Source organism: Cryobacterium sp. SO1 (genome assembly GCF_004210215.2).
Taxonomy (GTDB): Bacteria; Actinomycetota; Actinomycetes; order Actinomycetales; family Microbacteriaceae; genus Cryobacterium.
In genome coordinates, this window is the sequence record NZ_CP067394.1 from 1,041,544 (window position 1) to 1,065,654 (window position 24,111).

The 24,111-nt window shown below is 64.5% G+C and carries 30 protein-coding genes; 21 read left to right on the forward strand and 9 right to left on the reverse strand.

The features are described from left to right. Positions 1–4 precede the first annotated feature (4 nt). The 4 genes from BJQ95_RS04900 to BJQ95_RS04915 form a co-directional block, all read right to left on the reverse strand. Positions 5–781 (reverse strand): ribonuclease H-like domain-containing protein, encoded by a 777-nt coding sequence (locus BJQ95_RS04900; protein ID WP_165384856.1) that lies wholly within the window; start codon positions 779–781, stop codon positions 5–7. Positions 782–785: 4 nt separating this feature from the next. Continuing rightward, the gene (locus BJQ95_RS04905; RefSeq protein WP_130176498.1) at positions 786–1,022 is read right to left on the reverse strand and encodes a hypothetical protein; all 237 of its coding nucleotides are present in this window, start codon (positions 1,020–1,022) and stop codon (positions 786–788) included. 217 nt (positions 1,023–1,239) lie between these two features. Continuing rightward, the gene (locus BJQ95_RS04910; protein ID WP_130176497.1) at positions 1,240–1,962 is read right to left on the reverse strand and encodes a hypothetical protein; all 723 of its coding nucleotides are present in this window, start codon (positions 1,960–1,962) and stop codon (positions 1,240–1,242) included. 9 nt (positions 1,963–1,971) lie between these two features. Beyond that, positions 1,972–2,739, reverse strand: a complete 768-nt coding sequence (locus BJQ95_RS04915; RefSeq protein ID WP_165384855.1) for a sigma-70 family RNA polymerase sigma factor — start codon at positions 2,737–2,739, stop codon at positions 1,972–1,974. An 803-nt stretch (positions 2,740–3,542) separates the two neighbouring features. Here BJQ95_RS04915 and BJQ95_RS04920 point away from each other — a divergent pair. The 5 genes from BJQ95_RS04920 to BJQ95_RS04940 all read left to right on the forward strand — a co-directional run bounded on the left by BJQ95_RS04920 (position 3,543) and on the right by BJQ95_RS04940 (position 7,341). Continuing rightward, positions 3,543–6,029 (forward strand): phage/plasmid primase, P4 family, encoded by a 2,487-nt coding sequence (locus tag BJQ95_RS04920; RefSeq protein ID WP_130176495.1) that lies wholly within the window; start codon positions 3,543–3,545, stop codon positions 6,027–6,029. Positions 6,030–6,233: 204 nt separating this feature from the next. Further along, positions 6,234–6,581, forward strand: a complete 348-nt coding sequence (locus BJQ95_RS04925) for a hypothetical protein (RefSeq protein ID WP_130176494.1) — start codon at positions 6,234–6,236, stop codon at positions 6,579–6,581. A gap of 60 nt (positions 6,582–6,641) precedes the next feature. Continuing rightward, positions 6,642–6,863 carry a hypothetical protein gene (locus tag BJQ95_RS04930; protein ID WP_130176493.1) on the forward strand — a complete coding sequence of 74 codons (222 nt, stop codon included), beginning with the start codon at positions 6,642–6,644 and terminating at the stop codon, positions 6,861–6,863. Between the two features lie 161 nt (positions 6,864–7,024). Then, positions 7,025–7,150 carry a hypothetical protein gene (locus BJQ95_RS04935; protein ID WP_256041529.1) on the forward strand — a complete coding sequence of 42 codons (126 nt, stop codon included), beginning with the start codon at positions 7,025–7,027 and terminating at the stop codon, positions 7,148–7,150. Then, positions 7,147–7,341, forward strand: coding sequence for a hypothetical protein (locus BJQ95_RS04940; protein ID WP_130176492.1), 195 nt, complete (start codon positions 7,147–7,149; stop codon positions 7,339–7,341). The genes BJQ95_RS04935 and BJQ95_RS04940 overlap by 4 nt, the downstream gene beginning before the upstream one ends. 260 nt (positions 7,342–7,601) lie before the next feature. On the opposite strand, the gene BJQ95_RS04945 is transcribed toward BJQ95_RS04940, so the two are convergent. Further along, positions 7,602–7,952 (reverse strand): hypothetical protein, encoded by a 351-nt coding sequence (locus BJQ95_RS04945; RefSeq protein WP_130176491.1) that lies wholly within the window; start codon positions 7,950–7,952, stop codon positions 7,602–7,604. A 549-nt stretch (positions 7,953–8,501) separates the two neighbouring features. Then, entirely contained in the window at positions 8,502–8,768 is a 267-nt protein-coding gene (locus tag BJQ95_RS04950; protein WP_130176490.1) for a hypothetical protein, read from the reverse strand. Positions 8,769–8,917: 149 nt separating this feature from the next. Between BJQ95_RS04950 and BJQ95_RS04955 the strand changes: the two genes are divergently transcribed. Continuing rightward, the gene (locus BJQ95_RS04955) at positions 8,918–9,472 is read left to right on the forward strand and encodes a recombinase family protein (protein WP_130176489.1); all 555 of its coding nucleotides are present in this window, start codon (positions 8,918–8,920) and stop codon (positions 9,470–9,472) included. Here the strand turns inward: BJQ95_RS04955 and BJQ95_RS04960 are convergent. Continuing rightward, positions 9,469–10,878, reverse strand: coding sequence for a recombinase family protein (locus tag BJQ95_RS04960; RefSeq protein ID WP_130176488.1), 1,410 nt, complete (start codon positions 10,876–10,878; stop codon positions 9,469–9,471). The two genes, BJQ95_RS04955 and BJQ95_RS04960, sit on opposite strands and share 4 nt — an antisense overlap. Positions 10,879–11,102: 224 nt before the next feature. On the opposite strand from BJQ95_RS04960, the gene BJQ95_RS04965 reads away from it, so the two are divergent. The 6 genes from BJQ95_RS04965 to BJQ95_RS04990 all read left to right on the forward strand — a co-directional run bounded on the left by BJQ95_RS04965 (position 11,103) and on the right by BJQ95_RS04990 (position 15,753). Further along, entirely contained in the window at positions 11,103–11,288 is a 186-nt protein-coding gene (locus tag BJQ95_RS04965; RefSeq protein ID WP_130176487.1) for a hypothetical protein, read from the forward strand. A gap of 16 nt (positions 11,289–11,304) precedes the next feature. Continuing rightward, positions 11,305–11,715 (forward strand): TadE/TadG family type IV pilus assembly protein, encoded by a 411-nt coding sequence (locus tag BJQ95_RS04970; protein ID WP_205750032.1) that lies wholly within the window; start codon positions 11,305–11,307, stop codon positions 11,713–11,715. Further along, complete coding sequence (locus BJQ95_RS04975) at positions 11,684–12,160, forward strand: hypothetical protein (protein WP_130176486.1); 477 nt, start codon at positions 11,684–11,686, stop codon at positions 12,158–12,160. Before BJQ95_RS04970 ends, BJQ95_RS04975 begins: the two co-directional genes overlap by 32 nt. 5 nt (positions 12,161–12,165) lie before the next feature. Then, positions 12,166–12,627, forward strand: a complete 462-nt coding sequence (locus BJQ95_RS04980; RefSeq protein WP_130176485.1) for a pilus assembly protein TadG-related protein — start codon at positions 12,166–12,168, stop codon at positions 12,625–12,627. A 143-nt stretch (positions 12,628–12,770) separates the two neighbouring features. After that, a complete protein-coding gene (phoA, locus tag BJQ95_RS04985) occupies positions 12,771–14,696 on the forward strand; it encodes an alkaline phosphatase (RefSeq protein ID WP_130176484.1) in 1,926 nt (641 codons plus the stop codon). Between the two features lie 172 nt (positions 14,697–14,868). After that, the gene (locus BJQ95_RS04990) at positions 14,869–15,753 is read left to right on the forward strand and encodes a DMT family transporter (protein ID WP_130176483.1); all 885 of its coding nucleotides are present in this window, start codon (positions 14,869–14,871) and stop codon (positions 15,751–15,753) included. A gap of 40 nt (positions 15,754–15,793) precedes the next feature. Here BJQ95_RS04990 and rmuC read toward each other — a convergent pair whose 3' ends face one another. Then, positions 15,794–17,119, reverse strand: coding sequence for a DNA recombination protein RmuC (gene rmuC, locus BJQ95_RS04995; RefSeq protein WP_130176482.1), 1,326 nt, complete (start codon positions 17,117–17,119; stop codon positions 15,794–15,796). 85 nt (positions 17,120–17,204) lie between these two features. Continuing rightward, positions 17,205–17,822 (reverse strand): exonuclease domain-containing protein, encoded by a 618-nt coding sequence (locus tag BJQ95_RS05000; RefSeq protein WP_256041530.1) that lies wholly within the window; start codon positions 17,820–17,822, stop codon positions 17,205–17,207. A 130-nt stretch (positions 17,823–17,952) separates the two neighbouring features. Between BJQ95_RS05000 and ychF the strand changes: the two genes are divergently transcribed. From ychF to BJQ95_RS05040, 9 genes are all read left to right on the forward strand, one after another. Beyond that, on the forward strand, positions 17,953–19,026 hold the full coding sequence (gene ychF / locus BJQ95_RS05005; RefSeq protein WP_130176481.1) for a redox-regulated ATPase YchF: 1,074 nt from the start codon (positions 17,953–17,955) through the stop codon (positions 19,024–19,026). Between the two features lie 79 nt (positions 19,027–19,105). Then, the gene (locus tag BJQ95_RS05010) at positions 19,106–19,579 is read left to right on the forward strand and encodes a nucleotidyltransferase domain-containing protein (RefSeq protein WP_130176480.1); all 474 of its coding nucleotides are present in this window, start codon (positions 19,106–19,108) and stop codon (positions 19,577–19,579) included. Then, complete coding sequence (locus tag BJQ95_RS05015; protein ID WP_205750031.1) at positions 19,579–19,935, forward strand: DUF86 domain-containing protein; 357 nt, start codon at positions 19,579–19,581, stop codon at positions 19,933–19,935. The genes BJQ95_RS05010 and BJQ95_RS05015 overlap by 1 nt, the downstream gene beginning before the upstream one ends. Positions 19,936–20,184: 249 nt before the next feature. Continuing rightward, positions 20,185–20,550 (forward strand): DUF2695 domain-containing protein, encoded by a 366-nt coding sequence (locus BJQ95_RS19485; protein ID WP_370688388.1) that lies wholly within the window; start codon positions 20,185–20,187, stop codon positions 20,548–20,550. 171 nt (positions 20,551–20,721) lie between these two features. Then, positions 20,722–21,213 (forward strand): DUF1877 domain-containing protein, encoded by a 492-nt coding sequence (locus BJQ95_RS05020; protein ID WP_130176477.1) that lies wholly within the window; start codon positions 20,722–20,724, stop codon positions 21,211–21,213. A gap of 106 nt (positions 21,214–21,319) precedes the next feature. Continuing rightward, positions 21,320–21,736, forward strand: a complete 417-nt coding sequence (locus BJQ95_RS05025; protein ID WP_130176476.1) for a hypothetical protein — start codon at positions 21,320–21,322, stop codon at positions 21,734–21,736. Between the two features lie 363 nt (positions 21,737–22,099). After that, positions 22,100–22,594 carry an ImmA/IrrE family metallo-endopeptidase gene (locus BJQ95_RS05030; protein WP_130176475.1) on the forward strand — a complete coding sequence of 165 codons (495 nt, stop codon included), beginning with the start codon at positions 22,100–22,102 and terminating at the stop codon, positions 22,592–22,594. Then, entirely contained in the window at positions 22,594–23,625 is a 1,032-nt protein-coding gene (locus BJQ95_RS05035; RefSeq protein WP_130176474.1) for a DUF6545 domain-containing protein, read from the forward strand. The genes BJQ95_RS05030 and BJQ95_RS05035 overlap by 1 nt, the downstream gene beginning before the upstream one ends. Next, on the forward strand, positions 23,606–24,076 hold the full coding sequence (locus BJQ95_RS05040; protein WP_130176473.1) for a hypothetical protein: 471 nt from the start codon (positions 23,606–23,608) through the stop codon (positions 24,074–24,076). Before BJQ95_RS05035 ends, BJQ95_RS05040 begins: the two co-directional genes overlap by 20 nt. The last annotated feature ends 35 nt before the right edge of the window (positions 24,077–24,111 follow it).

Sequence of the window (24,111 nt, forward strand, 5' to 3'; positions counted from 1 at the left end):
TGGCCTATGCGGCCTGGCGGTTCTTGATGGGATCGTGCAGCTTGGTGGTGGTGCGGATCGCGGTGCCGCAGTTGCGGCATTTGTACCGGTCGTACGCCTGGTGCAGTGTGCGGTAGATGCCGGTGTACTCGTGCGGGCCGTCCTGGCCGCAGTTGCTGCAGGCGTCCGGCTTGCCGGTCCACATGCCGATGTGGGGGTGACTCTTGATCCACGGGCGGAGCCGGTCGTAGAGAGCTTCGGTGAGCTTGACGTCCTGGCGGTTGTACCTCTCCATGAGGCGCCACGCTTTCGCGTCTCCGGCCATGCAGTCGATCCAGAGTTGGAAGCCGGTGTGCGACGTCTTGCCGCCCAGGCCGAGCTGGCTAGCCACGTGGTCGAGCTTGTTGCTCTGGAACTTGAACTGCGAGCGTGCGACCTGCAAGAGGTCGACCTGCTTGAACGGGCTCGGCGGCGTCAGACCGGCGAGGACGAACTCACGATTGAGGTGCTTCACGTCGAAGTTCTTGCCGTTGTAGTGAACCACGATGTCGGCTTCGTCGAGTAGCTTCCAGGCTGCCAGCACCATGTCGGCGTGGCCGTCGGTGTGGTCGGAGTGGAAGCGGGTCCGCTTCTCGTGGTACCACTTGGCGGCGAACGCGAACACGGCGCCAGGCTCGATGAGCTGGGCGAGCGAGATGTTCTGATCCCAGAGGCCCCACGTGTACGCGAGGTTGGGGCGGGTCTCGATGTCGAAGGTCAGGATCTTAACCTGACGGGCGGCCTTGCCGATGATCTCGTACATGCGCTTACGCCGCCTTCCGGATCGGAAGTGAGCTGTCATGTCGGTGCTGCCAGATTGTGGTTAGGCCGGCTGAGAATCCGTTGGCGAGTAGCGCGTCGCGGATGGCCTGCACCGGCGTGGCCGGATTGGCGATGTGTGCCCGCAGCTGGCGCGCCGACTTGGCATCGAGTGTCTCGATGTAGGCCTCGATCTTGCCTACGGTACCGACGCGTGGGCCGGAAGAAATGAGTGATTCGTACATATGCTCTGTCCCCTCCCAGAGACCTACACGAAGCTCGCATCCGAATCTGGATACACGAATCCCGTGTACTACTCATATGCGCGAGCATTCAGCAAAGGTTCGGTAAACGCCCAGGAAATTCACAGATATGAAACGCGATCGGACACACGTTTGCTGGCACGAGAAAACCCCAGGCCGCGTGGCCTGGGGTGCTCGCCATTCCCTATCCCATTTAGACCTACATCGATGCAGTGAGCAAGACCATCGAAAGATCGAGCGGGAGGATGATGCCAGCCTGCCTTGCCATACGCGACCAGGCGTCGAGGCCCGCCCAGCTACCTGCGCATGCAGAGCAGGTGATCCGCTCCATCCGGTCGTCGACGATCAGTGCGCTCAGTACATATGAACCGCCGTCGCTCTTCCGTGCTTGGCATGTCGGGCAGGTGACCTTGAGTTCCACCTTCCGCGTCACCAGGAGCAAGCCGTCGGCCGCGTCGATCAGCTCCTGCAAGGAGCCCGTCATGACACGCAGGTCATCGCTCGTTACGCGTGCGGTGTTCGCCTGCGTTGTCATCCAGTCGAGCCAGTAGACGAGTGCGGCGGCCGGGTTGATCTTGCGCTGATCGGTGGCGGACGGCAGCGACGCGGCGAGGGCTTCCGTGATCCGTTTCGTGTACGGGCGCGGCTGCGCTTGCAGCTGTGCTAGGGCCCCGCGGGCCGACCGTTCGATGCGGGCGTAGAGCTCGGTTGCACCGGGGGAGATGGGGATGCGGCCGCGCTTCTCGCCACCTGAACCGCTGCCTCCGCCGAGGCTGTGGCCGCCCGCCTCAGCGACCTGCTCGATGAGTGAGGCGAGTGGTGGCCGCGGTGCTACGAGGGCGCGTACAGCGATCCTCAGGTCAGCCAGCGCGGTCTGCGTCGGTGCGAGAGTCGGTGCGGTTTCCGTCACGTTTAGCGTCATGGTCGCGGCTCAGTTCTCGAGGTAAGCGGCGAGGGAAGGGGTGCCTGCGGCGAGAGCCTGGCGTGCGCTTTCGAGGCGGCGTTTCGTGCTGCTCTCGGTGATCCCACGCAGCAAGGCGATGTCCTTCAGCTTCATAGGCCGGCTGCCATCCAACCCATAAAAGGCAATCAGGATCTCTCGGTGGTCCGACTTCACCAGGCTCAGCGCTTCGGCAACCGCCCCTTTCAGCTCAGAAACCATAGCCAGTTCTTCCGGTCCGGCTTCCAAGCTCGGCACTACCTCTTCCAGAGTCAGGTCGTCATCCCCGCCGCCGATCGGCGCCTCCAGGCTTGACGGCCTGGGAATGGGGAGGCCGCGGCCGATGAAGCCGCGGCGCTGGTCTCGAGTCGCGAGGTCGCCGGGCATCCCAGCAAGGGCGACCGCCTCACCGTGGACCGAGTGCGAATCGACAAGGAATCGGCTGAGGGGCACTCCTTTGGCTGGGTCGAACTTCGCGAGGGCCTCGATGCAACGGACCACGGCTTCGGCTGCGCGGTCCTCGGAGGCCTGGGCGGAGGGGGAGGTGCGTGTGGCTTCGCGGGCGATCCAAGGCCAGTAGGCCGTGACGATGGCATTGCGGGCGCGGATGCCGGCGGTGCGCTCGGCCGGTGTGGCTTCGGTTCCACGGCCGGTGACCATCGTGACGATCAGCCGTGCGTGATCCTGCGGTTCGAGCTTGACCCCGTACGGCGCCGGTGCGATTGCATGGGCGGTTGGTTTGGTGGTGGTTGTGAACATTCTGCGTGTGACCCCTCTATCTGGTGAAGAGCCGGATGACTGCTTCACCACACAGAGGTGGCCGCTTGCGCAAAAACTGAGGGTATTTGCCGATATTGGTAAGAAGTATTTTTGGGGTTCTTCGTAGGCATGCCCGGTGTTCGCTTGCGCGCGCATATATAGGGGAGAAGATCGCGCGGTGGTATTGGGCGTCAGCCACCGGCCAGTGCGCCCAAATATGGGTGGCGCGCCAGTCTGAGTGCTCCCATTCGGCAGACGCACGCATATATCAGGTATGGATCTTGCCCGGACAGCTACCTACCGATTCGCGGAAATGTGGCTCAGGGTGTGTTAGGTGAGTTAGGTGAGTCCGTTTGGGAAAGTTTTTCACTCAGAATCAGAAACCGCCTGAAAAGGCCGTTTTTGGCAAAAACAATTTTCAACCATAGAAAGTCTTCAAAACAACTCACCTAACTCACCTAACACACCTAAAAGAAGAAAATCAGTTCAAGAACCGCGTAATTACGCGGAAGTTGGTGTCTCGAATCTCTGCCGGATGCCCGAACGGACTCACCCTGGGACTCACCCTGGACTCACCTAACTCACCCTGTGGCGCAGTTTTGTGGCTTGATCGGCTCTGCCGGGAGCTCGGGGTGCCCTAGAACCGGGTGCGCTAGGTGAGTCCAGGGTGAGTCCATCAACTCCGTGCAGCATCCGCTGGAAAGTACTTCACACCAATTTCGGCAAATACCCCCGATTTTTGCGCACAGCGTCCCTTCTATGTGGCGAGAGAGCAGCTAGCTCCTCAAAACCTAGGGGTCAAAATGTCAAACACAGCTCTCACCACCAAGACCGCGGCACCAGCGGCCACACCGGAAGCTCTCGGCTTCATGACCGCCAACCGCGATCGTGCGCTCCGCAATGCAGAAACCGCGGCTATCCGGAACGACACGGACCCGTACTGGGTTCGCAGCATCGACTCCGATGCCTTCTTCACGCCCGCGTGGGCGGCTGGCAGCGCTGAAAGCTACTACCGCCTCGCCAGCCACCACGCCTCCTACCTGCAGTGGCGCGCAAACTCCGAGTACGTCGCACGCGGCCGCGGCGTTACGACGGCAGAACGTCGCGACCAGAAGCACGCGATCGCGGGCTACACCGGCGCCGCCCTCGACAACATGCTGCTCGAAGACAACAGCTGCCTGGTCATCCCCCTCTACTCGATTAAGCACGGACCCGTCGAGCCGGTCCTCTACCAGGTTCGGCCGGACCAGCCCCGCACCATCCTCACCTACGAGCTGGAAGCCGACGGCACCACCCGGAAGCTCGACCAGGCTGGTGAACCGATCCCCGTCCTGGGCAAGGACAAGAAGCCGAAGAGCCGCAGCCTGAAGTTTGAGGCACCGGCCGGTGCGGTCCGCGGCTCGGATGTCGGACAGCTCCCCGCCGATGTTCACCCGATCGGTCAGCGGATGCTGTCCGTCAACCCGCAGGCTGTCCTAGCCTGGACCGAGGGTGTGGCCAAGGCTGACGCGATCCTCTCCTGCGCTCTCCGCGAAGGTCTCGAGATCGTCCCGGTCGCCCTGACCGGTGTGACGATGGGCTTCGTCTCTGGCGACGTCGAGTCTGGCTACTCGCCGACGCCGCGGCTGGCTCCGGAGACCGTCGGTCTCATCGACCACCAAGGCCGCACTGAGCTCCTCTTCTGGGATGCTGACTGGAGGACCAACAAGAGTGTGGGTGGTGCCCTCGTAACCTTCGGCCAGCTTCTGGAGAAGGCCGGCGCCACCGTCTACGTCATCGACACGCCCGGCGTAACCGCAGACGGTAAGGGCGGCATCGACGACTTCCTACAAACCGCGTTGACCGCAGGCGCCGCGACCCCGCTCTCCGACCTGCTCGCCACTCACTTGGTCACGATCACCAGCGCCGAGAACGTTGCCCGCGTCTACTCGGATGACGACTCCGGCCGTTCCGAGCGACTGGTCGACGAGCTGCTCGACACCCGCAGCCACACGTTCGACCCGACCACGGGTGAGTGGAACAGCTACGACGCCGAGAATGGTATCTGGACTAGCGAGGGTCGCGGCCCCAACGTCGCCCACGTCACCAAGCTGCTGACCGAGCGCGACGCCCAGGATCCGGTGCGCTACCGCAACAGCCGATCGGCTGCCGCGATCAAGAACGCCGGGATCATCGCATCGAGCGACCCGATGGTGCAGCTCCGCTCCGACGAATGCGACGTCGACCCGTACCTGTTGAACACCCCGTCCGGCGTCGTCGACCTGCTGACGGGCGAGTTGCTGCCACACGGTCCGGCCTACGCCATGCGCAAGGTGACGTCGGTCGGCTACGACCCCGAGGCAAAGGCAACAGTCTGGGAGCGGTTCATCCTGCAGAGTGCTGGCGGCGACGCTGAGTACGTCAAGTTCATCCAACGCTTCTTCGGGATGTCGCTGATCGGCAAGACGGTCGAGGAGGTCATGGGCATGGTCACCGGCGGGGGACAGAACGGCAAGAGCACGATGATGAAGGCCATCTCTCAGGCTGTCGGCTCGTACGCCGGCACGATGCCTGCCAAGGCCTTCACCGGTGATCTCACCGATGAGATGCTGATCGAGCTGCAGGGTGCGCGCCTCGTGCTCTCGGCCGAGACCGGCGTCGGTAACTCGCTGGACGAGATGGCGTTGAAGACCATGACGTCGAGCGACACGATCAGCGGCCGTGGTCTCTACAAGTCCCGGGTGACGTTCGAGCCGAGCGCGACGATGGTGCTGCTCACCAACCACCGCCCGTCCATCCGTGCACAGGATGCCGGCACCTGGCGCCGCGTCCGCATCCTCCCGTTCAACAACATCGTGTCCGCGGAGCAGAAGGACGCCGACCTGGCCATGAAGCTCGCCGCGGAGTCGGCTGGTATCCTGCGCTGGCTCGTCGAGGGAGCCCTGGCGTTCAGCCGGGACGGCCTCGGCACGTGCGACGTGGTCGCCGAAGCCACGGCCTCCTACCGCACCTCCCAGGATTTCCTGGGCGGGTTCATCGCCGAGTGCCTGATCACCGGCCCGGAGGCCGCGAAGATGAACTGCGGCCGCGCTGACCTCCGCCGCGTGTTCGTGGCCTATTCCTTCGAGCAGGGACGCAGCACCTCCTGGACCCTTCCGGCGATCCGTGAAGGCCTACAGGAGCGTGGCATCCTTCCTCGCCTGGAAGCTGATTTCGAGAAGACGGTCGGCGGCTACCCCCGCTGGTACGGGCTCGGCCTCAAGGAAAAGTCCAGCGCGATGGTCGCCGTGGTTGCGGAGACCACCTTCTAGTCAGGGGCCAGCCAGACCATGAGACACCCGGTGCGGTGCACCGGGTGTCTTTCTGTGCCCCCGCCAGTTTTGGTCAGAAAAGATTTTGAAGTATTTCTCAAAAACACCCCGATTTTTGCGCAAGTGGCCACCTCTATGTATGTGAAGGGGTCAGAAGGCCCAGATGCAGGCAGCGGAAGCAGCCCATACAGAAAAGAGAACGACATGTCAGTCCAAGAAAACCTAAACCTCGAACCGACTGTGGCTGAGGTCGCCGAGGCTGGCCTCGTACTCAAAGGCATCCACCGCCACGACAGCCGCCCCGGCTCTTGGTGCGCCAGGATCGCCAAGCCCGGCGGCCGTGGCATCCACCACCTGGCCTACGACCCGCACAGCCTGGACGGACAGCGTTCCGTCTGGGGGCCGGCATGGGGGTCGGTGCGGAGCGCCACCGGCAATACGGAAGCACTGGCCGCCCTCTGCATCATCGGCAAGATCTCGGCATCGGAGGCCGACAGTGACCTTGACGGCGACTCACCCGAGTCTATCGAGCAGGCGTTCGAACTTCGCTAGACCGCACTACCAACCACACACCCACACCACCGGCTGAGGGGCCGGAGAAATGAGATCCAAATGCCAGAGAACACCACCACCACCAAGCTCGACCTGTCCACCGCCGAGTCCGTCGAAGAGGCGCTCGTCTCGCTCTTCCCAGCTCTTGCCGGCGTTGACGCGGCCGCCAGCCGGTACGCGGCGGAGCTCGCCGGCTTCGACGTCGCGACTCGGAACACGATCCGCCTGAGCTTCCACCTGGCCGCGCAGACCGCGCTCATCGAGCGCCTGCTTGCCAAGTAGATCCTGCACCACCAACCACCCGCACAACCAACTGCACCATTCATATCCTGGAGGGGAATTATGAACAGCATCACGAACCACGACCACTTCATCGTCGCGAACTTCGGCAGCGCCCAGACCCGCGTCGCCGTCGCACTCGCTCAGCTGAAGGCTCGCGCCTGATGGGCGTCAAGCAAGACACCGCCTTCTTCACGCCAACCGGCACGCATGCCGAGCAAGCGGCAGCGTTCGCCGCGATCCCGATGGTGGACCCGCGATCGTTCGCAGGCACTGGGGTGGCAGCATGATGGCTTCAGAGGTAATCGCCGGCCTCGAGCGGCTCGTCGCCGAGTTCGGCGACGTGGATATGGAGAACCGCAGCGAGCTTCGGTTCGACCCGACCTGGACAACATGTACATTGCTCCTCGAAGGCACCTGGGTGATTGTCCCTGGCGCCGGAAGTCGTTGGTCTGCGGCCGCAGTGGCGGTGACAGCGTGAGCGCCGCGGCGGATGCATGGTGCACGGCCGGCTGCAATGGTGGAACCGTGCGCTTCTGCCAGCCTGAGGCGGAGTGCGAGATGTTCCGTGATGTCGGTTCCGACTGCGGGGTTCTCGGGACGCTCGCCGAGATTGCGGCGGCTAGGGCTGGAGAACCAGCGCTCAATAGGATCTAACGCTCGACCAGGCGAACAAGAAAGGCGGCTCGACCATCTAACCGGTGGTCGAGCCGCTTTTCTCTTGCCCCGCGACCACGTGGATCACTGCAACCGTCGGTGCAGAGGGTCGCATTGCACTATCCGGACGATCCGCTCTACCACCCCGAGGTCCAGAATGTCGAGACCGCCGCCCTCGTTCCTCGCACGCGGGATCAGCACACCAGGCTCTGTGACCCGCAGCAGGAGCCCGTAGACGGAAAGCTGAGACCAGGCTGCGTCGACGGGGTCGCCAGACCGCTCGATGACGGTGGCGGTCGGAGGGAAGCCCGACCGTATGGCGATCACAGCAGCGCGCCGGGTGCCGGTCACCTTGTAGAAGCCGGATTCGGCGGTCGCCGTGAGGGCCAGCCGGTCTTCGACCTCGCAAACGAGTACGTGCCAGTCACTGCCCATTACACCGTTGAACGCCGGCCGACTGCTGAATGTGACGACTCGTGGGTTTCGCACACCTATTACATGCGCGGGTCGCCGTCCAAGCGCAGCTGCGGCTCGGTTGTGATCCAGTCTTCGTCTCCGCTAATCTCTACCGCGTCATCCCAAGCTCCGTCAGCCACGGGCAGGTGTGGCAGGTCGCGGTCGTCACCTTTGGTCATAGCCCGCAAGCTACACCCTGCCGTCACCCGTAGAACAGCGGCTGCGCATCAATCCAGAGCATAGGTGCGAGGGTCACCGCGGTGACCTCCTCGAGAACCCATGGTCGCCGAGGTTTGAAGCACAGCCAGCCGACCTCGCCGACCGTCAGCTCGAAGAGGACGAGCGGGAGGATGCGGCCGAAATGGTTTTGGTGTGGCCCAACGATTCCGCGTGGTCGCTGGATACCTCCGGTGATGGTCCCGTCTCTATGCAACCTCACCTTTAGGATCTCCAGCTCGGAGATCCCGATGTACTGCCAGCCCCGGGGCGATCCCAGGTTCACAACACGAGGGCCGAGCCCGTCGTCCCTCATGGTGCCGGCACGAATTCCGTGTCGGCCACCTGCACCACGAAGAGCACGAGGCCGCCTGTCCAACTGCCGCCGGCTGCCCAGACGATGACCGCGGGCTCGTGGAGCTCGAAGCTGCAACCTACGGCTGCGGTCCGTGGGGCTGTGTCACCGACCGCGGCTTCCGAGTATGCGGATGTCCGGCTCCGATGGAAGGTTATGGTCTCGGTGGTCGTGGTGACGAGGAAGGTCGAGAAGAGGCTGGCGTCGGAGGTGGTGGTGGTCATGAAGGGTACATGCGCGGGTCGTCCCAAAAACGACCGGTTGCGGGACTTGAGCCGCCATGTCAGACGCACCGCGCATGGTTGTCCCAGAAGTCGTCCTAGAAGGTTTCCGTTCCCGGAAGCCGCGGCAGGCGTTTCTGGGATGGATCATCATGGCAATCATCGCTTACGCCCGTGTCTCTACCGGTGACCAGACTCTTGACGCACAGACGCTCGCGCTTAACACGGCCGGCGCCGACAAAACCTTTGCGGACCGCGGTGTCTCCGGTACAAAGACCTCCAGGCCGGGACTCGATGCGGCGCTCGCATACCTTCGCGATGGCGATGTCCTTCTCGTGGCAAGGCTGGACCGGCTCGGTCGCTCGACCTTGCACGTCCTGGCTCTTATCCAGGAGCTCGGCGGTCGCGGCGTCGGATTCCGATCACTAAACGAAGACGTCGACACAACGACTCCTGCTGGAAGGCTGATGCTTCTAATGCTGGCTGGCCTGGCTGCCATGGAGCGGGAGATCACAGTGGAGAGGACGCACGCCGGGCTCGCGGCTGCTCGTGCACGTGGTCGCATCGGTGGCCGTCCACGGGCCATGACCGCCGCCCAGATAGAACTGGCGAAGATCATGTTCGCCCGCGGTACAGCGGTAACGGTGATCGCCGCCGAGCTGGGATGCGGGCGCTCTACCGCCTACCGGGCTCTGGAGACGGTCTAATCGTTCCAGACCACCACGAGATCCTCTTCGCTGTACCTGGTGCCGCTTCCGGCCGGCTTGATCACGACTGTCAGTAGCCGAGCCACCACGTCGCGCTGCGCGCTCAGGTCCAGCTCATCCCACTTCTCCCGAACGTGCCCGCCAGCAAGGTGCGCGAGAGGCGTTGACGGCCGTGCCGTATCGAGGGACCGCTGAGATGTCGTTCTGGCCGCGCCGTTGGCTGCCGTCATGCTCCGCAGTTGCTCCCGTGTGATCTCTCCGGCCATGAACATTTGGCTGATCACGAGGTCCTTGGCGTTGACAGCGTCGATTGCTGATTGGGCCTCTTCGGCTACACCGCTGTCGCTGGTCGCAAAAAGATCGATCGCATCCGGCATCCCAAGTCGCCCAACGACGAGTTCAACGATAGAGGCGTCCACCGCTTCCTGGTGTCGGCGGATTCTGTAGCAGCTCGAGCAGTTATACGCCGGCGGCTGGCGTTTCGTCGCGCCCGTCTTTTTGCTGACGACGGTCCTACCGATCTGCCGGCGCATCGCTCCGCCACACAACCCGCACAACGCTAGGCCGGAAAGCAAGTACTTGTAGCCCGGCCCTACGTTGTTTGACCGTCGCGCCGGGTCCTTCAGCAAAGCGACGAGGCGCTCATAGATGGCCTCGTCGTAGAGCGGCTCGGTCGTTGAGGGGCCAATGACGCGGCCCTGATACTGGCGGAGGCCGGCGTTCGTCGGGCGGAGCAGGATCTGGCGCAGGATCGTTGAATTCCAGAGTGGAGCTCTGGGGCCATGGATGCCGCGCTCGTTGAAGTCGGTGACGACGGATCGCAGTGATTCGAGCGCGAGAATCCGTTCGGCTGCTTCGCGGACGACGGCTCCTTGCTCGGGGCGGACGACGTCGCGATTCGCGGAGCCGGCCCCGCCGGCGACTCGGGAGTATCCGTAAGGAGCGTAGCCGTGTGGCTCGCCCATCTCGGCTTTCTGCAAGAACTTCCTGGCGAGCCGTTTGCTCATCTGCTCTACTTCATATCGCGCCAGAGTTCCGAGCGTGCGGGCCATCATCCTGCCTTCGGGCGTGCCTAGCTTCACTTCTCCATTAATTGTTACCAACGCCAGCGTGTGCTTGTCGGCGAGCGCAATGATCGTTTCGAGCTCTGACGGCGTGCGGGTGATCCGATCCACGGAGTAGGCGATGATTGCTTGGATGGTGCCGTTCTCGACGTCTGCGATCATCCGCTGGAACGCAGGGCGCCGCTTGCCGTTGCTGGCTGAAATGTCGTTGTCGACATAGGTCTCGGTAACGGTCCACCCGCGACGCGCGGCTTCAGCCTGGCAGTCGCGTTGCTGGCGCTCGACACCGAGCCCCTCTCCCGCGGAATCCAGGGAAATCCGGCAGTAAATCGCAGCTCTCATAGCTGCATCATAATGTCTGCCTCTTCCCTTTGGTGTTCCTGATCCTGCCGATGACCATCCTGTTCGCGATCTTCCCGGGGCTGTTCGTGCTGCAGGCCGGGTTCTAGACGTGTCTGAGCGATCCCGTGCAACCCGACACCGTTCGACCCGAACCGTCTCGCCTGAACTGTTTGACCTGAACCGCCCGATCCATCCGTGCACCACCCGAGAGAAAGCAGGACACCATGAGCCTCACCACCCAGCTACTGGAGCGTATCCGCGGAGGGCTGCACGACGAGAGGGGCGACGTGCCGGGCTGGGTTCTGATTACTCTGATGACCGCGGGCTTGGTCATGATCATCTGGGGCCTGGCCGGTCCCGCGCTCAGCGGAATCTTCGAGCAGGCCATCGACCGGGTCAGCGGCATCTAGCGAATGCCCAGTCGAGATGATCCGGATCCGACGGTGGGCGCTGGGCGATGCCGAGCGTGGAACGGCTGTGGCCGAGTTCGTGATGGTGTCGGCGCTGCTCACCGCGTTGACCCTGGCGGTGCTGCAGCTCGCCCTGGCCCTGCATATCCGCAACACCGTGCTCGATGCGGCGGCCGAGGGCGCCCGGTTTGCCGCGCTGGCCGATAGCGGTCTCGACCAGGGTGCGGCTCGCAGCCGTGACCTGATCACGACAGCGCTCGGGCCGGCGTACGCCGCCGATGTCACCGCCAGCTACGCTGACGTCGCCGGGCAGCCCGGGGTGCGGGTGCGGGTGGTGGTGGCGTTGCCGATGTTCGGTCTGCTGGGCGTGGACCGTGGCCTGGAGGTGAGTGGGCATGCGGTCGTGGAGGGGCTGGAAACCGGGTAACCCGAGGTGGCGGCCCGCCGGGGAGCGCGGGTCTGCCTCGCTCGAATTCATCACGGCGGGGCTGATCCTATTGGTGCCGCTGGTCTACCTGATCCTTGCCATGTCGGTGTTGCAAGGTGGCGCGTTCGCGGTGGAGGGCGCAGCGCGACAGGCCGCCCGGGTGTACGTGCAGGCGCCCTCCGTCGGTGACGCCGAGGCTCGAGCCGAGCGTGCAGTGCTGGTGGGACTGGCCGACTACGGCATTGACGCGGCCGACGCCCAGGTGAACATCACCTGTGCGGGCGATTCCGGCTGCCTGTCCCGCCGCAGTGTGGTGACCGTGACCGTGCGGGTGGTCGTCGACCTGCCGTTCGTGCCCGCCGTCATCACCCAGTCGCACGCCGGCAGTGTCCCGTTGGAAGCCTCGGCCACCCAGACCGTGTCCAGATTCTGGCACGGGGGGTGAAGGAGATGAGGCCCAGGACCGCCGACCGCGCCGCCCCCGGTGCGCCGGGGGAGGAGGGATCGGTCCTGCTGCTGACGATCTTCTATGGCTTCCTGGCGCTGATGGTGGTTCTGATCGTGGTCGCGGCCACGAGCCTCTATCTGGAGCGGAAGAAACTCTTCACCCTGGCGGATGGCGCGGCGCTCGCCGCTGCCGAATCGTTCACCCTCGACTCCGTCGCGATCGAGGCCGGCGAGCTCCATGCCGCCCTGACGAGCCCCGAGATCCGGGCGGCGGCAACGGCCTACCTTGCTGCCGCACCGCGCTCCGGCGTTGAGGACCTGGTGCTCGCCGGCGCCGAGACTGCCGACGGCCAGAGCGCCACGGTGACCCTGCGGGCCTGGTGGCGCCCGCCAGTGCTCACCCTGTTCGTGCCGGACGGCCTGCCCGTTGAGGTGACGGTGGTGGCCCGTTCGGTGTTCCACTGAGCTGTTCCCTCCCGCACACCGAGGCGGTTTCGCGTGTTGTTCACCGCCGGTTTACGCGGTGTCTCTGCCGGCCCGGTTGCCTTGTAGTCGTTGCATTTCGAACCGGAATCAACACCGAGCCACCAAGTCCAGGGGGAAACGCCGTGTTCCGTTCGTCCAAGTCATCCATCCGCCGAACCCGGCGCGGCGCGCTCCTGGCCGCAGCGACCGGCCTCATCGCCGGTGTCAGCATCCTGGCGCCGCTCGGCGCCTACGCCGCCACCGACGACCACGGTGGGGCAGCTCGCAACGACGGCGACAAGACCGCCGCGGTTCGCGAGTCCATCGTCGACGGGCCGGCCAAGAACGTCATCCTGTTGATCGGTGACGGCATGGGCGACAGCGAGATCACGGTCGCCCGCAACTACGCCGAGGGCGCCGCGGGCGCGTTCGCCGGGATCGACGCGCTGCCGCTGACCGGCCAATACACGACCTACGCGCTCAACGAGGACGGCACCCCGAACTACGCGTCGGAATCTGCATCGACTGCCAGCGGCTGGTCCACCGGCACCAAGACGAACAACGGCGCACTCTCGGTGGACATCGCCGGCACGCCCCAGTCGACGCTGCTCGAACTGGCCAAGGCCAACGGGTTGCGCACCGGTAACGTGTCGACCGCGGAAATCCAGGACGCCACCCCAGGTGCCCAGGTTGCCCACATCTCGGACCGCGGCTGCTACGGACCGGTGAAGACCACGGCGAACTGCGCCGCCGAGGCTCTCGAGAATGGTGGACTGGGCTCGATCTCCGAGCAACTGCTCACCCTCCGCCCAGACGTGGTGCTGGGCGGCGGGGCGGCCACCTTCACTGAGAAGGCCGTCGCCGGCGACTGGGCCGGCCAGACCCTGTTCGAGCAGGCCGTCGACCGGGACTACCAGCTGGTGGGCGACGCGGCAGGTCTTGCCGCCGTCACCACGGCCGACCAGAGCGCCCCGGTGCTCGGACTCTTCACCCCCGGCAACTTCCCCACCCGCTGGATCGGCCCCGAAGCCACTGTTGGCGGTGCCGACCTCGCCCCGGCCTCCTGCACGGCGAACCCCGAACGCCTGGACACCGGTCTCTCGCTGGCCTCCCTGACCGACAAGGCCATCGATCTGCTGTCTGCTAACAGCGAGCAGGGCTTCTTCCTACAGGTTGAGGGCGCCAGCATCGACAAGCGCGACCACGCAGCGGATGCCTGCGGCCAGATCGGCGAGACCATCGACCTCGATGAGGCGGTGCAGTCTGCACTCGCATTCGCCAAGGCCGACGGCAACACCCTCGTCGTGGTGACCGCCGACCACGCCCACACCAGCCAGATCGTCGGGTCGACCCCGCCCGGCCTCAGCGTCGCGCTGACGACCGAGGAAGGCTCGCCCATGCTCGTGAGCTACGGCACCGCCGAAGCCGGCGAATCGCAGCAGCACACCGGTTCCCAGGTACGGATCGCCGGGTACGGCCCCGGTGCCGCGAACGTGCTCGGCCTGACCGACCAGACCGATCTGTTCTTCACCTCCTCCAACGCGTTGGCCCTGAACACGAACCTCAGGTCCCTCAGCGCCGCGGCGACCCTCACCCTGGACCAGGCCGCCGTCGCGCCGGGGGCGGCATTCACCGCCACGATGGCTGGGCTGGCCGCCGACTGGCGCGCCACCAGCGAGATCAGCACCGCAGCCTCGACCGACCCGCTGGGCGTCGCCGACGTCATTGATGGTCAAGCCGTGATCACCGGGACCGCGCCGACCGTCCCCGGACAGTACACGGTCACCCTCACCGGCGCCCAGACCGGTGTCTCGGTGTCGGCCGCGCTGACCGTCGCCGCGGCAGGCACCACCCCGGCCCCGACGGTTGCTCCGACGGCAGCGCCGGCCGGTGCTGTTCCGGGAACCGGCCCCACCAGCGGTGTGGCAGCGGGAGTTGCCGCGGCCGTTGGCGGCGTCCTGGCCTCCACCGGAGCGCAGATCGCTCCGCTGGCGGGTATCGCCGCGCTGCTGATGGCTGCGGGCGGAGTGCTCGTGGTTGTTCGTCGTCGCCGTCACGGTCTCCACTAGCCGAAGCGTTCAGGCTGGCGCCTGACGAACCAGCGAAGGCCGCTCCGACAGGAGCGGCCTTCGCCGGTGGGCTACCTACCGGCGCAGCTGACCCGGCACGGCACGGGGCGTGCGGCCGACAGTCGGCCGGTAATGTCGTCGGAGTACCGCATCCGGTCGGCGAGGGAGAACAGTGACAGCCAAGCGTGACCGCCTCACCGGAGCCGGAGCCCAACTGGTCACCGAGGTGACCATCAACTTCGGCTCGTCGCTGGCCGGTCTGCTCATCCCGATGGTCGGCTCGCCCGTGGTCGTCGCCGTGCGGCAACTGGTGACGGCGGTCACGGTGCTGCCGTTCTACCGGCCCAAGTTCGTCACGTTCACCTGGGCCCGACTGTGGCCCGCGCTGATGCTGGGCGTGGTGCTCGCGGTGATGAACCTCACCTTCTACGAGTCGGTCGACCGGCTCGGCCTGGGCGTGGCCGCGACCATCGAGTTCCTCGGCCCGTTCGCGGTGGCGCTGGCCGCGTCCCGCCGGTTCCTCGACTTCGTCTGCGCGGCCGCTGCCGCAGCCGGGGTGTTCCTGCTCACCTGGTCGGATGGCACGCTCGACCCGGTCGGCATCGCCCTCGCGCTCACCGCCGCGGCAGCCTGGGCCGGCTATATCCTGCTCACCCGCCGGGTGGCCACGCAGCTGCCCGGCCTGGAAGGCATCACCATCGCCAGTCTGGTCAGCCTGGTGCTGCTCGTGCCGCTGGCTGTGGTCACGGTGGACTACTCGAAGTTGAACTGGGGTGTGATCGGCCTTCTCGTGGCGGTGGGCGTGCTGTCGTCGGCGTTCCCGTACACGCTGGACACCTTCATCCTGCGCCGGATCACCCCGCGGCTCTACGCCATCATCACGAGCTTCGGCCCGGTTGTCGCGGCGGTCTTCGGGGTGCTCGTGCTCGGCGAGAGCCTGTTGCTTCAGCAGCAGATCGCCATCCTGGTGGTCTGCGCCGCCGCCGGCGCGGCGATCGCCACCCAGCGCGAACAGCCGGTCTCCGACCTGGAACGCACGGCTCGCGCCATCCCGTAGCGCCGGCCCGACGTGCAACTCGCGTTGCGACGTGGGCGGCTCAGTCCCGGGTGGGGATCGCTTCCAGGGCTTCAGTCTCCAGCGCGGCCACGAACTCGTAGGCCACCAGCTCGCGCGGGGACTCCTCGATGCCCACCAGCGGGGCCAGCACCTTCGACTCGTCGAGGGCGTTGAGCTTGCGGGCGGTCGGCAGCACCTGACGTTCCATCGAGCCGACGAACCCGTTGTAGTCCTTCACCGTGCGCTCGATCGCGCGGCCGAGCTTCTCAATGTGGGTGGCGGTGGTGGCCAGCCGGGAGTACAGCTCACGGCTGAGGTCGAAGAGCACCTGGGCGTCGTGGGTGAGCACATCCTGCTGCCAGCTGAACGCCACGGTCTTCAGCACCGACCACAGGGTGACGGGGGAGGCCAGCGCCACCCGCTTGCTGAACGCGAACTCCATCAGCGACGGGTCGGCCTCCAGCGCAGAAGACACCAGCGATTCGCTGGGGATGAACGCGATCACGAGTTCGGGGGAGGCGTCCAAGCCCTGCCAGTAGGCCTTGCTGCCCAGCGCGGTGACGTGGTCGCGCACCGCCTTGACGTGCGCCTTCATGAACACGGCGCGCTGGGCGCCATCCGCACCGGTCGCCGTCGCGGGAATCTGGCTGGCCTCGAGGAACGCGGTGAACGGCACCTTGGCGTCCAAGGCGATGTTCTTGCCGCCGGGCAGGTGCACCACCATGTCGGGTCGGCCGGCGCCGGCATCCGAGTGGATGCTGGACTGCACGTCGAAGTCGACCCGTTCGATGAGACCTGCGGCCTCGACCACGCTGCGCAGCTGGGTCTCGCCCCAGACGCCGCGGGTGCTGTTGGCACGGAGCGCGGAGGCGAGGGACTCGGCGGTGCTGCGCAGACGCTCCTCTGACTCGGTGGCCGAGCGCAGCTGCTCGGTGAGCTCACCGTGCTGCAGGCTGCGCTGCTGCTCGAGCTCCGCGACCTTCCGCTGCATGCTGACCAGGCTGTCTTTCACCGGGGCCAGGGCCTGCAGCACCTGGCTCTCCTGCCTGTCGCGTTCGGTGCGGGCGGCCTGGTCGTCGTGCTGCCGGTCGACGATGTCCCGGTACTGGCGCTTCTGGTCGGCGATCTGGTCGCGCAGGCCGTCGGCGGTGGCCTGCATCGAGGCGAGTTCCTCTCGCAGCAGCGACTGCACGGCGGCCTCCCTGGCGCGGCTCTCGGCGAGCACCACCTGGTGCCGGGCCTCGAGCACGGCCGGGTCGGCACCCGCCGGGCCGGACGACTGGCGGCGTTGCAGGAACACAACGCTCACGAGAGCGCCGAGCACCGCACCGAGAAGGAGGCCGAGGAAAAGCGCGAGGAGGTCCATGCGGCCAGTCTGACAGCGACCACCGACACGGCCGGCAGGCCGCGCGCGCGTCGTGCGGGCCGGCCCTCGGAGCCGGCGCTGCCGGCTAGTTCAGCGCCATCGGGCCGTGCGCGGCGCGGTGTTCCCGGGTGGCGACCGGGCCGATGACGCCCATGTTGACGCCGCAGATGCGGGCCAGGTCCTCGATGGTGTCGGCGCCGTGCCGGTCGGCGGCGTGGATCATGATCGCCGCGCAGGCCTCGGAGTCGGCGAGGGCGTTATGGTGCGAGAAGTCCTCGAAGCCGGCGGCCATCGCCGCGACCGGCAGCCGGTAGGAGTCGAGGTGGTAGGTCTTGCGGGCCACCTGCAGGCTGCAGACGTAGCGGAAGTCGGGCACCGTCATGCCCGTGATCGCTGACGCGGTCTTGATCACGCCCAGGTCGAAGCCCGCGTTGTGCGCCACGAGAACGTCACCGTCGGCGAAGGCGACCAGGTGGGGCAGCTGCTGCGACCAGCTGAGGGCCGCCGCCACGTGGTCCGGGCGGATGCCGTGGATCTTGATGTTCCACTCCTGGAACAGGTCGTGGCCGAGCGGCGGCTTGATGAACCAGCCGATCTTGTCGACGACGACGCCGTCGCGCACCTTCACCAACCCCACCGAGCAGGCCGAGGCGGCCGAAGAGTTGGCGGTTTCGAAATCGATGGCGGTGAAGTTGACGGGCACGCCTCATGGTCTCACGCGCCGCCGACATCGCCGTGCCGGCGGGCATCCGTGGCCCCGCCGGTCGGCCCGGGCGTGCCGCGAAACGATGCGGCAGAACGCCGAACCGGCTGAGCCGGTACCATGGACTCTCGTGGCTCTTACTATTGCAATCGTCGGACTGCCCAATGTCGGCAAGTCCACCCTCTTCAACGCGTTGACCAAGAACAACGTGCTCGCGGCGAACTACCCGTTCGCCACCATCGAGCCCAACGTTGGCATCGTCAACCTGCCCGACCACCGCCTGGCCAAGCTGGCGAAGGTGTTCGGCAGTGAGCGCCTGTTGCCCGCCCCGGTGTCGTTCGTCGACATCGCCGGCATCGTGCGCGGCGCGAGCGAGGGTGAGGGCCTGGGCAACAAGTTCCTCGCCAACATCCGTGAGGCCGACGCCATCGCGCAGGTCATCCGCGGCTTCGCCGACCCCGACGTGGTGCACGTCGACGGTGCGGTCAACCCGGCCGGCGACATGGAGACCATCAACACCGAGCTGGTGCTCGCCGACCTGCAGACGCTGGAAAAGGCGATCGTGCGGTACGAGAAGGAGACCAAGGGCCGCAAGCTCGATCCGAGCGTGCTCACGACCGCCCTGGCGGCGCAGACCTTCCTCGACACCGGCAAGCCGCTGTCGGCGTCGACCATCGACGTTGAGCCCATCCGCGAACTGGGCCTCCTCACCACCAAGCCGTTCATCTACGTCTTCAACGTCGACGAGGCCGTGCTGCAGGATGCCGAGAAGCTCGCCGTGCTGGCCGCGCTCGTCGCCCCCGCCCAGGCCGTGTTCCTCGACGCGAAGCTCGAATCCGAGCTCGCCGAACTCGACGAAGAAGACGCCGCCGAGATGCTGGCCTCCACCGGCCAGGAGGAGAGCGGGCTCAACCAGCTCGCCCGTATCGGCTTCGACACCCTCGGCCTGCAGACCTACCTCACGGCCGGCCCCAAGGAAACGCGGGCCTGGACCATCCACAAGGGCTGGACCGCCCCGCAGGCCGCCGGCGTCATCCACACCGACTTCCAGAAAGGCTTCATCAAGGCCGAGGTCTTCGCGTTCCAGGACCTCATCGACGCCGGTTCGGTTGTCGAGGCCCGAGCCAAGGGCAAGGCCCGCATCGAGGGCAAGGAATACGTCATGCAGGACGGCGACGTCGTGGAGTTCCGCTTCAATAACTGACCCTGGGCGATAACAGGATTTAACCACAAGCCTTTCATCGGACCTTTTGCTCCGGCGCTATGCTGAATAAGGTTGCCTTATGACGTTTGTGGTGGAGTATCGAGAAGCTCGTCGCCACGAAGACGACGCCCGTTTGCGTCGCGTCATCGCTCTTCGGGCGATGCTAGCCACGGGCCTGAGCCAGCAGCAGGTTGGGGACGCTTTGGGAATCTCGCAGCCTGCGGTCAGCCAGCAACTCCGAAACTCACCAGATCTGGAAGCCGTCAGTCCTGCGGATTTGCTTGCGGCGGCTGCACCTGTACTCAAGACTCTGGCAGAACAGAATGGCTATCAGCGTCTGGCTGTATTCGGCTCCGTTGCGCGAGGCGAGTCACGCCATGACTCCGATATCGATCTTCTTGTGGACGCGGGGCCAGGTGCGTCGTCATTCGAGTTTGTTCGTTTCAAGCTTCTGATTGAGCGGGTCCTTGGCCGAGAAATCGACCTCATTTCGTACGGCGGGCTGACGCCAGGAATCGACGAAGACATTCGACGCGACGCGGTGCTGCTGTGATGAATCGTAAAGGCGCGAAAGAAATCCTCCACATCGCGGGCTGGCTTGCCCGGTCTGCTGAGATCGTCGAGCGTGGCAGGGACGCGTATCTCGCTGACGACCTGCTTCAAGAGGCCGGTGATTCGCTGATGATGAAGCTCGGTGAAGGTGCGAATCGAATGTCTCGGCTTGGCGTGAACCCGCCGGAAGGTGTCGATTGGGCCGTCGCCGTCGCTAACCGAAACTTCATCATCCATCAGTACGACCAGATCAATCGTGAGCTCACGTGGGTGACACTGTCCGTTGATCTGCCCGTGTGGCACAGGGCGCTTGCGCCGCTGCTCGACCAAGCCCGCACCATCCTAAACGCTGGCTAATTGCGCCATCCGTCGCCCAAAGTAGGGCGATACCACTGCCCATGATGTTTATCGGTGACCGAATTCGGTGGAGTTCCGCTTCAACGTTTCTCTCTAACCGCACCACTGGCAGTCTGCGTCCGAGTCGTCGCGGCCAGGCTCGTGCACTTCTGAACCGATGTCTGTGGTTCGTGGCACGGTCTCCACATGGAACACACATCCGTCACCGAACGGGCTGAGCGGATCCTTCACGATGCCGCCTCTACGCTCATGACTCTCTCAGACGGCGAATGTCTTGTCTGCTTTGTGGCTCGCCAACTCGACGAGTTCGGGTGCAATGGCACCCATCGATTCGCATCGCTCTATCGAGATCACGTCGCCCCTCGCGCCACCGCACTGATCGCGCGGCTCTCCACGATGGGCGCGTGTTGTTGCGACTGCGAAATGTTCATGAATGCCTATGAGCCCGCCTCGCAGCTGTGGACGCGGGCGCATGAATCCGTCGACTCGGACGATTTTGATGAGTGGGCTTACGCTACGCCACCCCGCACTATGCCCCCGTGCGAAACAACGCGACGGGGCTCGACTAAACCGTGTGCGAACTGGCAACGCGTTTCACGCTCGCGGAACCGGTGATTCGACTTCGGAATACCGTGGAGGTCAGTGTCCGAAGTGTCTATGTCGCAATGGGCAATGCAGGGCGACGTCGCGCCTCGTTGACTATCCACTCCGCGGGATACTGAAGGGTTTTCCACAGATTTTCAGTTCGGCCCGGTGGAGACGTTGCGCACTCGGCAGGATCGACACATGGGAATCAGATACTACGCATACGCATTCGACGCAGACATGACCGCACTCGCGCTGGCCGATCCGCTTAGTGTCATCAGCGATGACCCGCTGGCTGACGCCTGGGGCATGCCTCACGGTGCTCAGGTGGCCGTCACGAGCTTCGTGCAGTCGGTGCCAAAGACGGACATGTTGTACCTGGACAAGGCATGGTCATCGATGCAAGCGCTGACTGCTCCGAGTAGGCCAAGTGAGACGCCCCGACCCGCTTACCGGATGTTCGAGGGGCAGGTCACCATGAACGGATATGGATGGCTTCCCTGGACGCGAGCGATTGTGCCTGAGGAGGCCGTGGAGATTGCCGAAGATCTCCTTGAATTGCAGCACAGTCTGAGCGACGACATTGCGACGGACCAGGACGCGCGTTACGTTCTCGACTTCCTGCAACGCGCTGTGGAGTTCCTGACACAGGTGGCGGCGTCGAATCGCGGGTTCGTGTACATGATCGGTTAGCGACTCGGCTGACTGCTCTGCTGCACAATCCTGGCAGTCCCAGTCGCCCCTGAATTGGGGATGACCCGGGGGTCTTTGGGCGCCGGGACGTCACTAGGCTCTGGACATGTCCAGCCACGCGGATGATCCGAACGAACTCCACGCCCTCGCGGCGGCCGCCATGGACCACGCATTCCGGTCCATCCAACCGCGTGGTCCACTGATGCCCTTCGCCCTCACGGAGGGCTCATCCGGTAGACGGCTGGTTCGAGCCGTAGCTGATCGGATCGAAGAGATGCTGGCGGCCACGCGCTGGCTTGTCCAAGAAAGTCCGGAATCGGCTCGAGCCGTCGTGGCTTGGGACGGTTTCAGTAACCACACCGGGCGACGGATGGACGCCATCTTCGTGGAGGCGTACGAAAGTGGTGCGACGGGAGGGATACTCATCGTGCAACCATACGAATCCCGGGGGATGCTGAAGAAGCGCAACGAACCCGTGGGCGAGCCTGGCGTCCTTGAGCGAGGCCGGCCGCCATTGTTCTGATTGCGGGGCAGGTGGCCCTTGTGTAAGTCGGCTCCGGCACCTCCCGGGAGTTCTCGGTCGACGAGGTGCCGGCTCCGAAATGCGCTACCGTGAACGCTGTGGACCGCATCGACACGGATGACGTTTCGACACTCGTGACCCTGCTGCAGGCCGACGTTCCCTCGCCCGAACGGGCAGAGGCGGCAATGGCGATCCTGGAGGATCGTCGGCGTCGCTGAGTACCTCAAGCATGCCGTCGGCGCCAGCTCGTGGCTATCATGAAGAGCTTCAACAATCACATGGTGACGGCAGTCATGCATGTCTCAGGTGCGCTGGATCCGGCTAGGGGGGACACAACGTATCGACTCGACAATCGGATCCATAGTGGACTACGCAGCACGGCAACAACGCGCGCAACAACTGGTGCAGGAGATCGACCTCCCACGCCCCGCGAACTCGGAAATCCTGCACCACCATATGGAGCAGCTCCGCAAGAAAAAGATCGTCATCGTGCAGGCGCCACAGGGAATGATTGATAGCGGAATCTGCGCGCTCTGGCTTGAGGTGGCCGGTGAAGAATTCGAGCGGATCTACTACGCGCCAACAGACTCCGCCGTCCACCGGCAGCAGTTCGTGAATCATGAGTTCGGACACATGATCCTCAACCACAAGAAGATGATCATGCCGGCCGACAGGGTCGCACTTCTCGCACCCCTCGTCCCGATGTACGCCATCGTCTCGGCGCTCTCCAGAAGCAGCTTCACCGATGACGAAGAGGCAATGGCGGAGGCTATCGGGGACGAGCTAGCGATGATCTTTCGGAAGGACGCATCCACAAGCAGGCGCGGAGCCGAGACCGGATTCGGGCAGATTCTCTGATGTTCGCGCTCATCGAATACGTGGTGCTCGCAGCCCTGTGGGGCACGACCCTTCTGCTTGTACCCAGCGCGCTCCGAGGAAAACGACGTCTGCTTTTCTGGTTCATGGTGGCCTTCGCCGTCACAATGTCGCTGATCGCCGACGGCCCGTATGCCTTCGTCGACAAACTCCTGGGTGGAGTTGACATCACGTATTTCAGCTTCCACGCGACAGCGATCATCTGTGTGGCTTTGTTTGATTGCCTCATCCAGACCGCTGTCTCACAGGCCGGACTAACCTCGATTCGAAAACGATTTGCCTTGTGGGGAGCCCCTGGACTGATCCTCCTCCAGGCCGGCCTTTTCTTCACCAACGACTGGGACATTGACAACATCGAGTTCATCGGCCCTGGCGACTGGAGTCAGCTGGTCTATGGCTTCACGACCTGGATTGCTCTGATCGTTCTTGCGATCTCGACAATCGTTGCTTGCACGACTGACTTCAAACGTCAGTCGGACACATCGCTCAAGAGTGCACTCGTGATGATCTCTATCGGGTGCGCGTTGGTATCGCTCTATGTCGTCATTCAGATGGGTGTCGCCATCAACAGGGCAACAGGTGGCTCCCACGTCAGCGCGACAGTTGATTTCTTATCGGATGCCTGCACGTTCCTAGCCCCCGTTCTCCTGTCGCTGGGTCTCGGTCTCCGACTGCTAATCGGAGCTTCCAGAAACCTGAGCGACGCCGGCCAAAGCCGACGGCTGCTGTGGAAGGTCACCCCACTCTGGGAGCGGTTGCTTGCTGACCGACCTGAGCTGAGCATTGAAGCACCGATGTCACGGGTGGCGCTCTGCTTCCGGGGGAGCCACGCAATCCACCTCCATCGTCGCTACGTCGAGGTTCGTGACTGTCTCCTTCTCCACCCCGACCAAGCTCTCTCCGCTCGCGAAGCCAGGCTCATCCAGAGGATCGAAGACCATTTTCGTCGGGCGTCAGATGCAACTCACGGGACCACAAACGACTCGAGGACCGATGAGCACCAAAACGCCTAATGAAGCGGGAGGGACAGGGGCACCGCTGCCCACTCCGCAACTGGAACTCGCACGCAAGCTGAACCTGCTGCTCGACGTAGTCGTGGCCGAAGGGAATACCCCGTATACCTACCGCGAGATCGCCGCCGGTCTCAAAGCCAAGAAGGTTTCGCTCTCGAGGGCCCGATGGCAGTACATGGTCAGGGGGGAAGGCCCACTGGTCAGTGACGTACGGCTGCTCACTGAGATCGCAAACTTCTTCGGGATTGCACCCGAGTACCTGCTTGGGTCCGACGATGACCTACCGGAGCGTATCGACTCCCAGTTGGAGTTGGTCCGCATGATCCGGGTCAAGCGTGTAATCAGCTTCGCGGCCAGAACCCTCAGGGATACGTCACCAGAAGCTCTCCGGGAGATCACGAAGCTGCTCGAGAACAGGTTGCCCGGCGGCTCGGACCTGACGGACCAGTAGCACCAGCCACAGCCACTCTCCGAGTGGAGAGCTGA

Coding starts and splice junctions, on each gene's coding strand:
- BJQ95_RS04930 (WP_130176493.1), top strand. CDS start 6,642: ATGCCAGAGAACACCACCACCACCAAGCTCGACCTGTCCACCGCCGAG.
- BJQ95_RS04935 (WP_256041529.1), top strand. CDS start 7,025: ATGGGCGTCAAGCAAGACACCGCCTTCTTCACGCCAACCGGCACGCAT.
- BJQ95_RS04950 (WP_130176490.1), bottom strand. CDS start 8,768: ATGACCACCACCACCTCCGACGCCAGCCTCTTCTCGACCTTCCTCGTC.
- BJQ95_RS04955 (WP_130176489.1), top strand. CDS start 8,918: ATGGCAATCATCGCTTACGCCCGTGTCTCTACCGGTGACCAGACTCTT.
- BJQ95_RS05015 (WP_205750031.1), top strand. CDS start 19,579: ATGAATCGTAAAGGCGCGAAAGAAATCCTCCACATCGCGGGCTGGCTT.
- BJQ95_RS04910 (WP_130176497.1), bottom strand. CDS start 1,962: ATGACGCTAAACGTGACGGAAACCGCACCGACTCTCGCACCGACGCAG.
- BJQ95_RS05020 (WP_130176477.1), top strand. CDS start 20,722: ATGGGAATCAGATACTACGCATACGCATTCGACGCAGACATGACCGCA.
- BJQ95_RS04925 (WP_130176494.1), top strand. CDS start 6,234: ATGTCAGTCCAAGAAAACCTAAACCTCGAACCGACTGTGGCTGAGGTC.
- BJQ95_RS04980 (WP_130176485.1), top strand. CDS start 12,166: ATGAGGCCCAGGACCGCCGACCGCGCCGCCCCCGGTGCGCCGGGGGAG.
- BJQ95_RS05025 (WP_130176476.1), top strand. CDS start 21,320: ATGTCCAGCCACGCGGATGATCCGAACGAACTCCACGCCCTCGCGGCG.
- BJQ95_RS05010 (WP_130176480.1), top strand. CDS start 19,106: ATGACGTTTGTGGTGGAGTATCGAGAAGCTCGTCGCCACGAAGACGAC.
- BJQ95_RS04960 (WP_130176488.1), bottom strand. CDS start 10,878: ATGAGAGCTGCGATTTACTGCCGGATTTCCCTGGATTCCGCGGGAGAG.
- BJQ95_RS04920 (WP_130176495.1), top strand. CDS start 3,543: ATGTCAAACACAGCTCTCACCACCAAGACCGCGGCACCAGCGGCCACA.
- BJQ95_RS04915 (WP_165384855.1), bottom strand. CDS start 2,739: ATGTTCACAACCACCACCAAACCAACCGCCCATGCAATCGCACCGGCG.
- BJQ95_RS04900 (WP_165384856.1), bottom strand. CDS start 781: ATGTACGAGATCATCGGCAAGGCCGCCCGTCAGGTTAAGATCCTGACC.
- BJQ95_RS05040 (WP_130176473.1), top strand. CDS start 23,606: ATGAGCACCAAAACGCCTAATGAAGCGGGAGGGACAGGGGCACCGCTG.
- rmuC (WP_130176482.1), bottom strand. CDS start 17,119: ATGGACCTCCTCGCGCTTTTCCTCGGCCTCCTTCTCGGTGCGGTGCTC.
- BJQ95_RS04905 (WP_130176498.1), bottom strand. CDS start 1,022: ATGTACGAATCACTCATTTCTTCCGGCCCACGCGTCGGTACCGTAGGC.
- BJQ95_RS04970 (WP_205750032.1), top strand. CDS start 11,305: ATGATCCGGATCCGACGGTGGGCGCTGGGCGATGCCGAGCGTGGAACG.
- BJQ95_RS04975 (WP_130176486.1), top strand. CDS start 11,684: ATGCGGTCGTGGAGGGGCTGGAAACCGGGTAACCCGAGGTGGCGGCCC.
- BJQ95_RS04940 (WP_130176492.1), top strand. CDS start 7,147: ATGATGGCTTCAGAGGTAATCGCCGGCCTCGAGCGGCTCGTCGCCGAG.
- BJQ95_RS04945 (WP_130176491.1), bottom strand. CDS start 7,952: ATGGGCAGTGACTGGCACGTACTCGTTTGCGAGGTCGAAGACCGGCTG.
- BJQ95_RS19485 (WP_370688388.1), top strand. CDS start 20,185: ATGACTCTCTCAGACGGCGAATGTCTTGTCTGCTTTGTGGCTCGCCAA.
- BJQ95_RS05035 (WP_130176474.1), top strand. CDS start 22,594: ATGTTCGCGCTCATCGAATACGTGGTGCTCGCAGCCCTGTGGGGCACG.
- BJQ95_RS04965 (WP_130176487.1), top strand. CDS start 11,103: ATGAGCCTCACCACCCAGCTACTGGAGCGTATCCGCGGAGGGCTGCAC.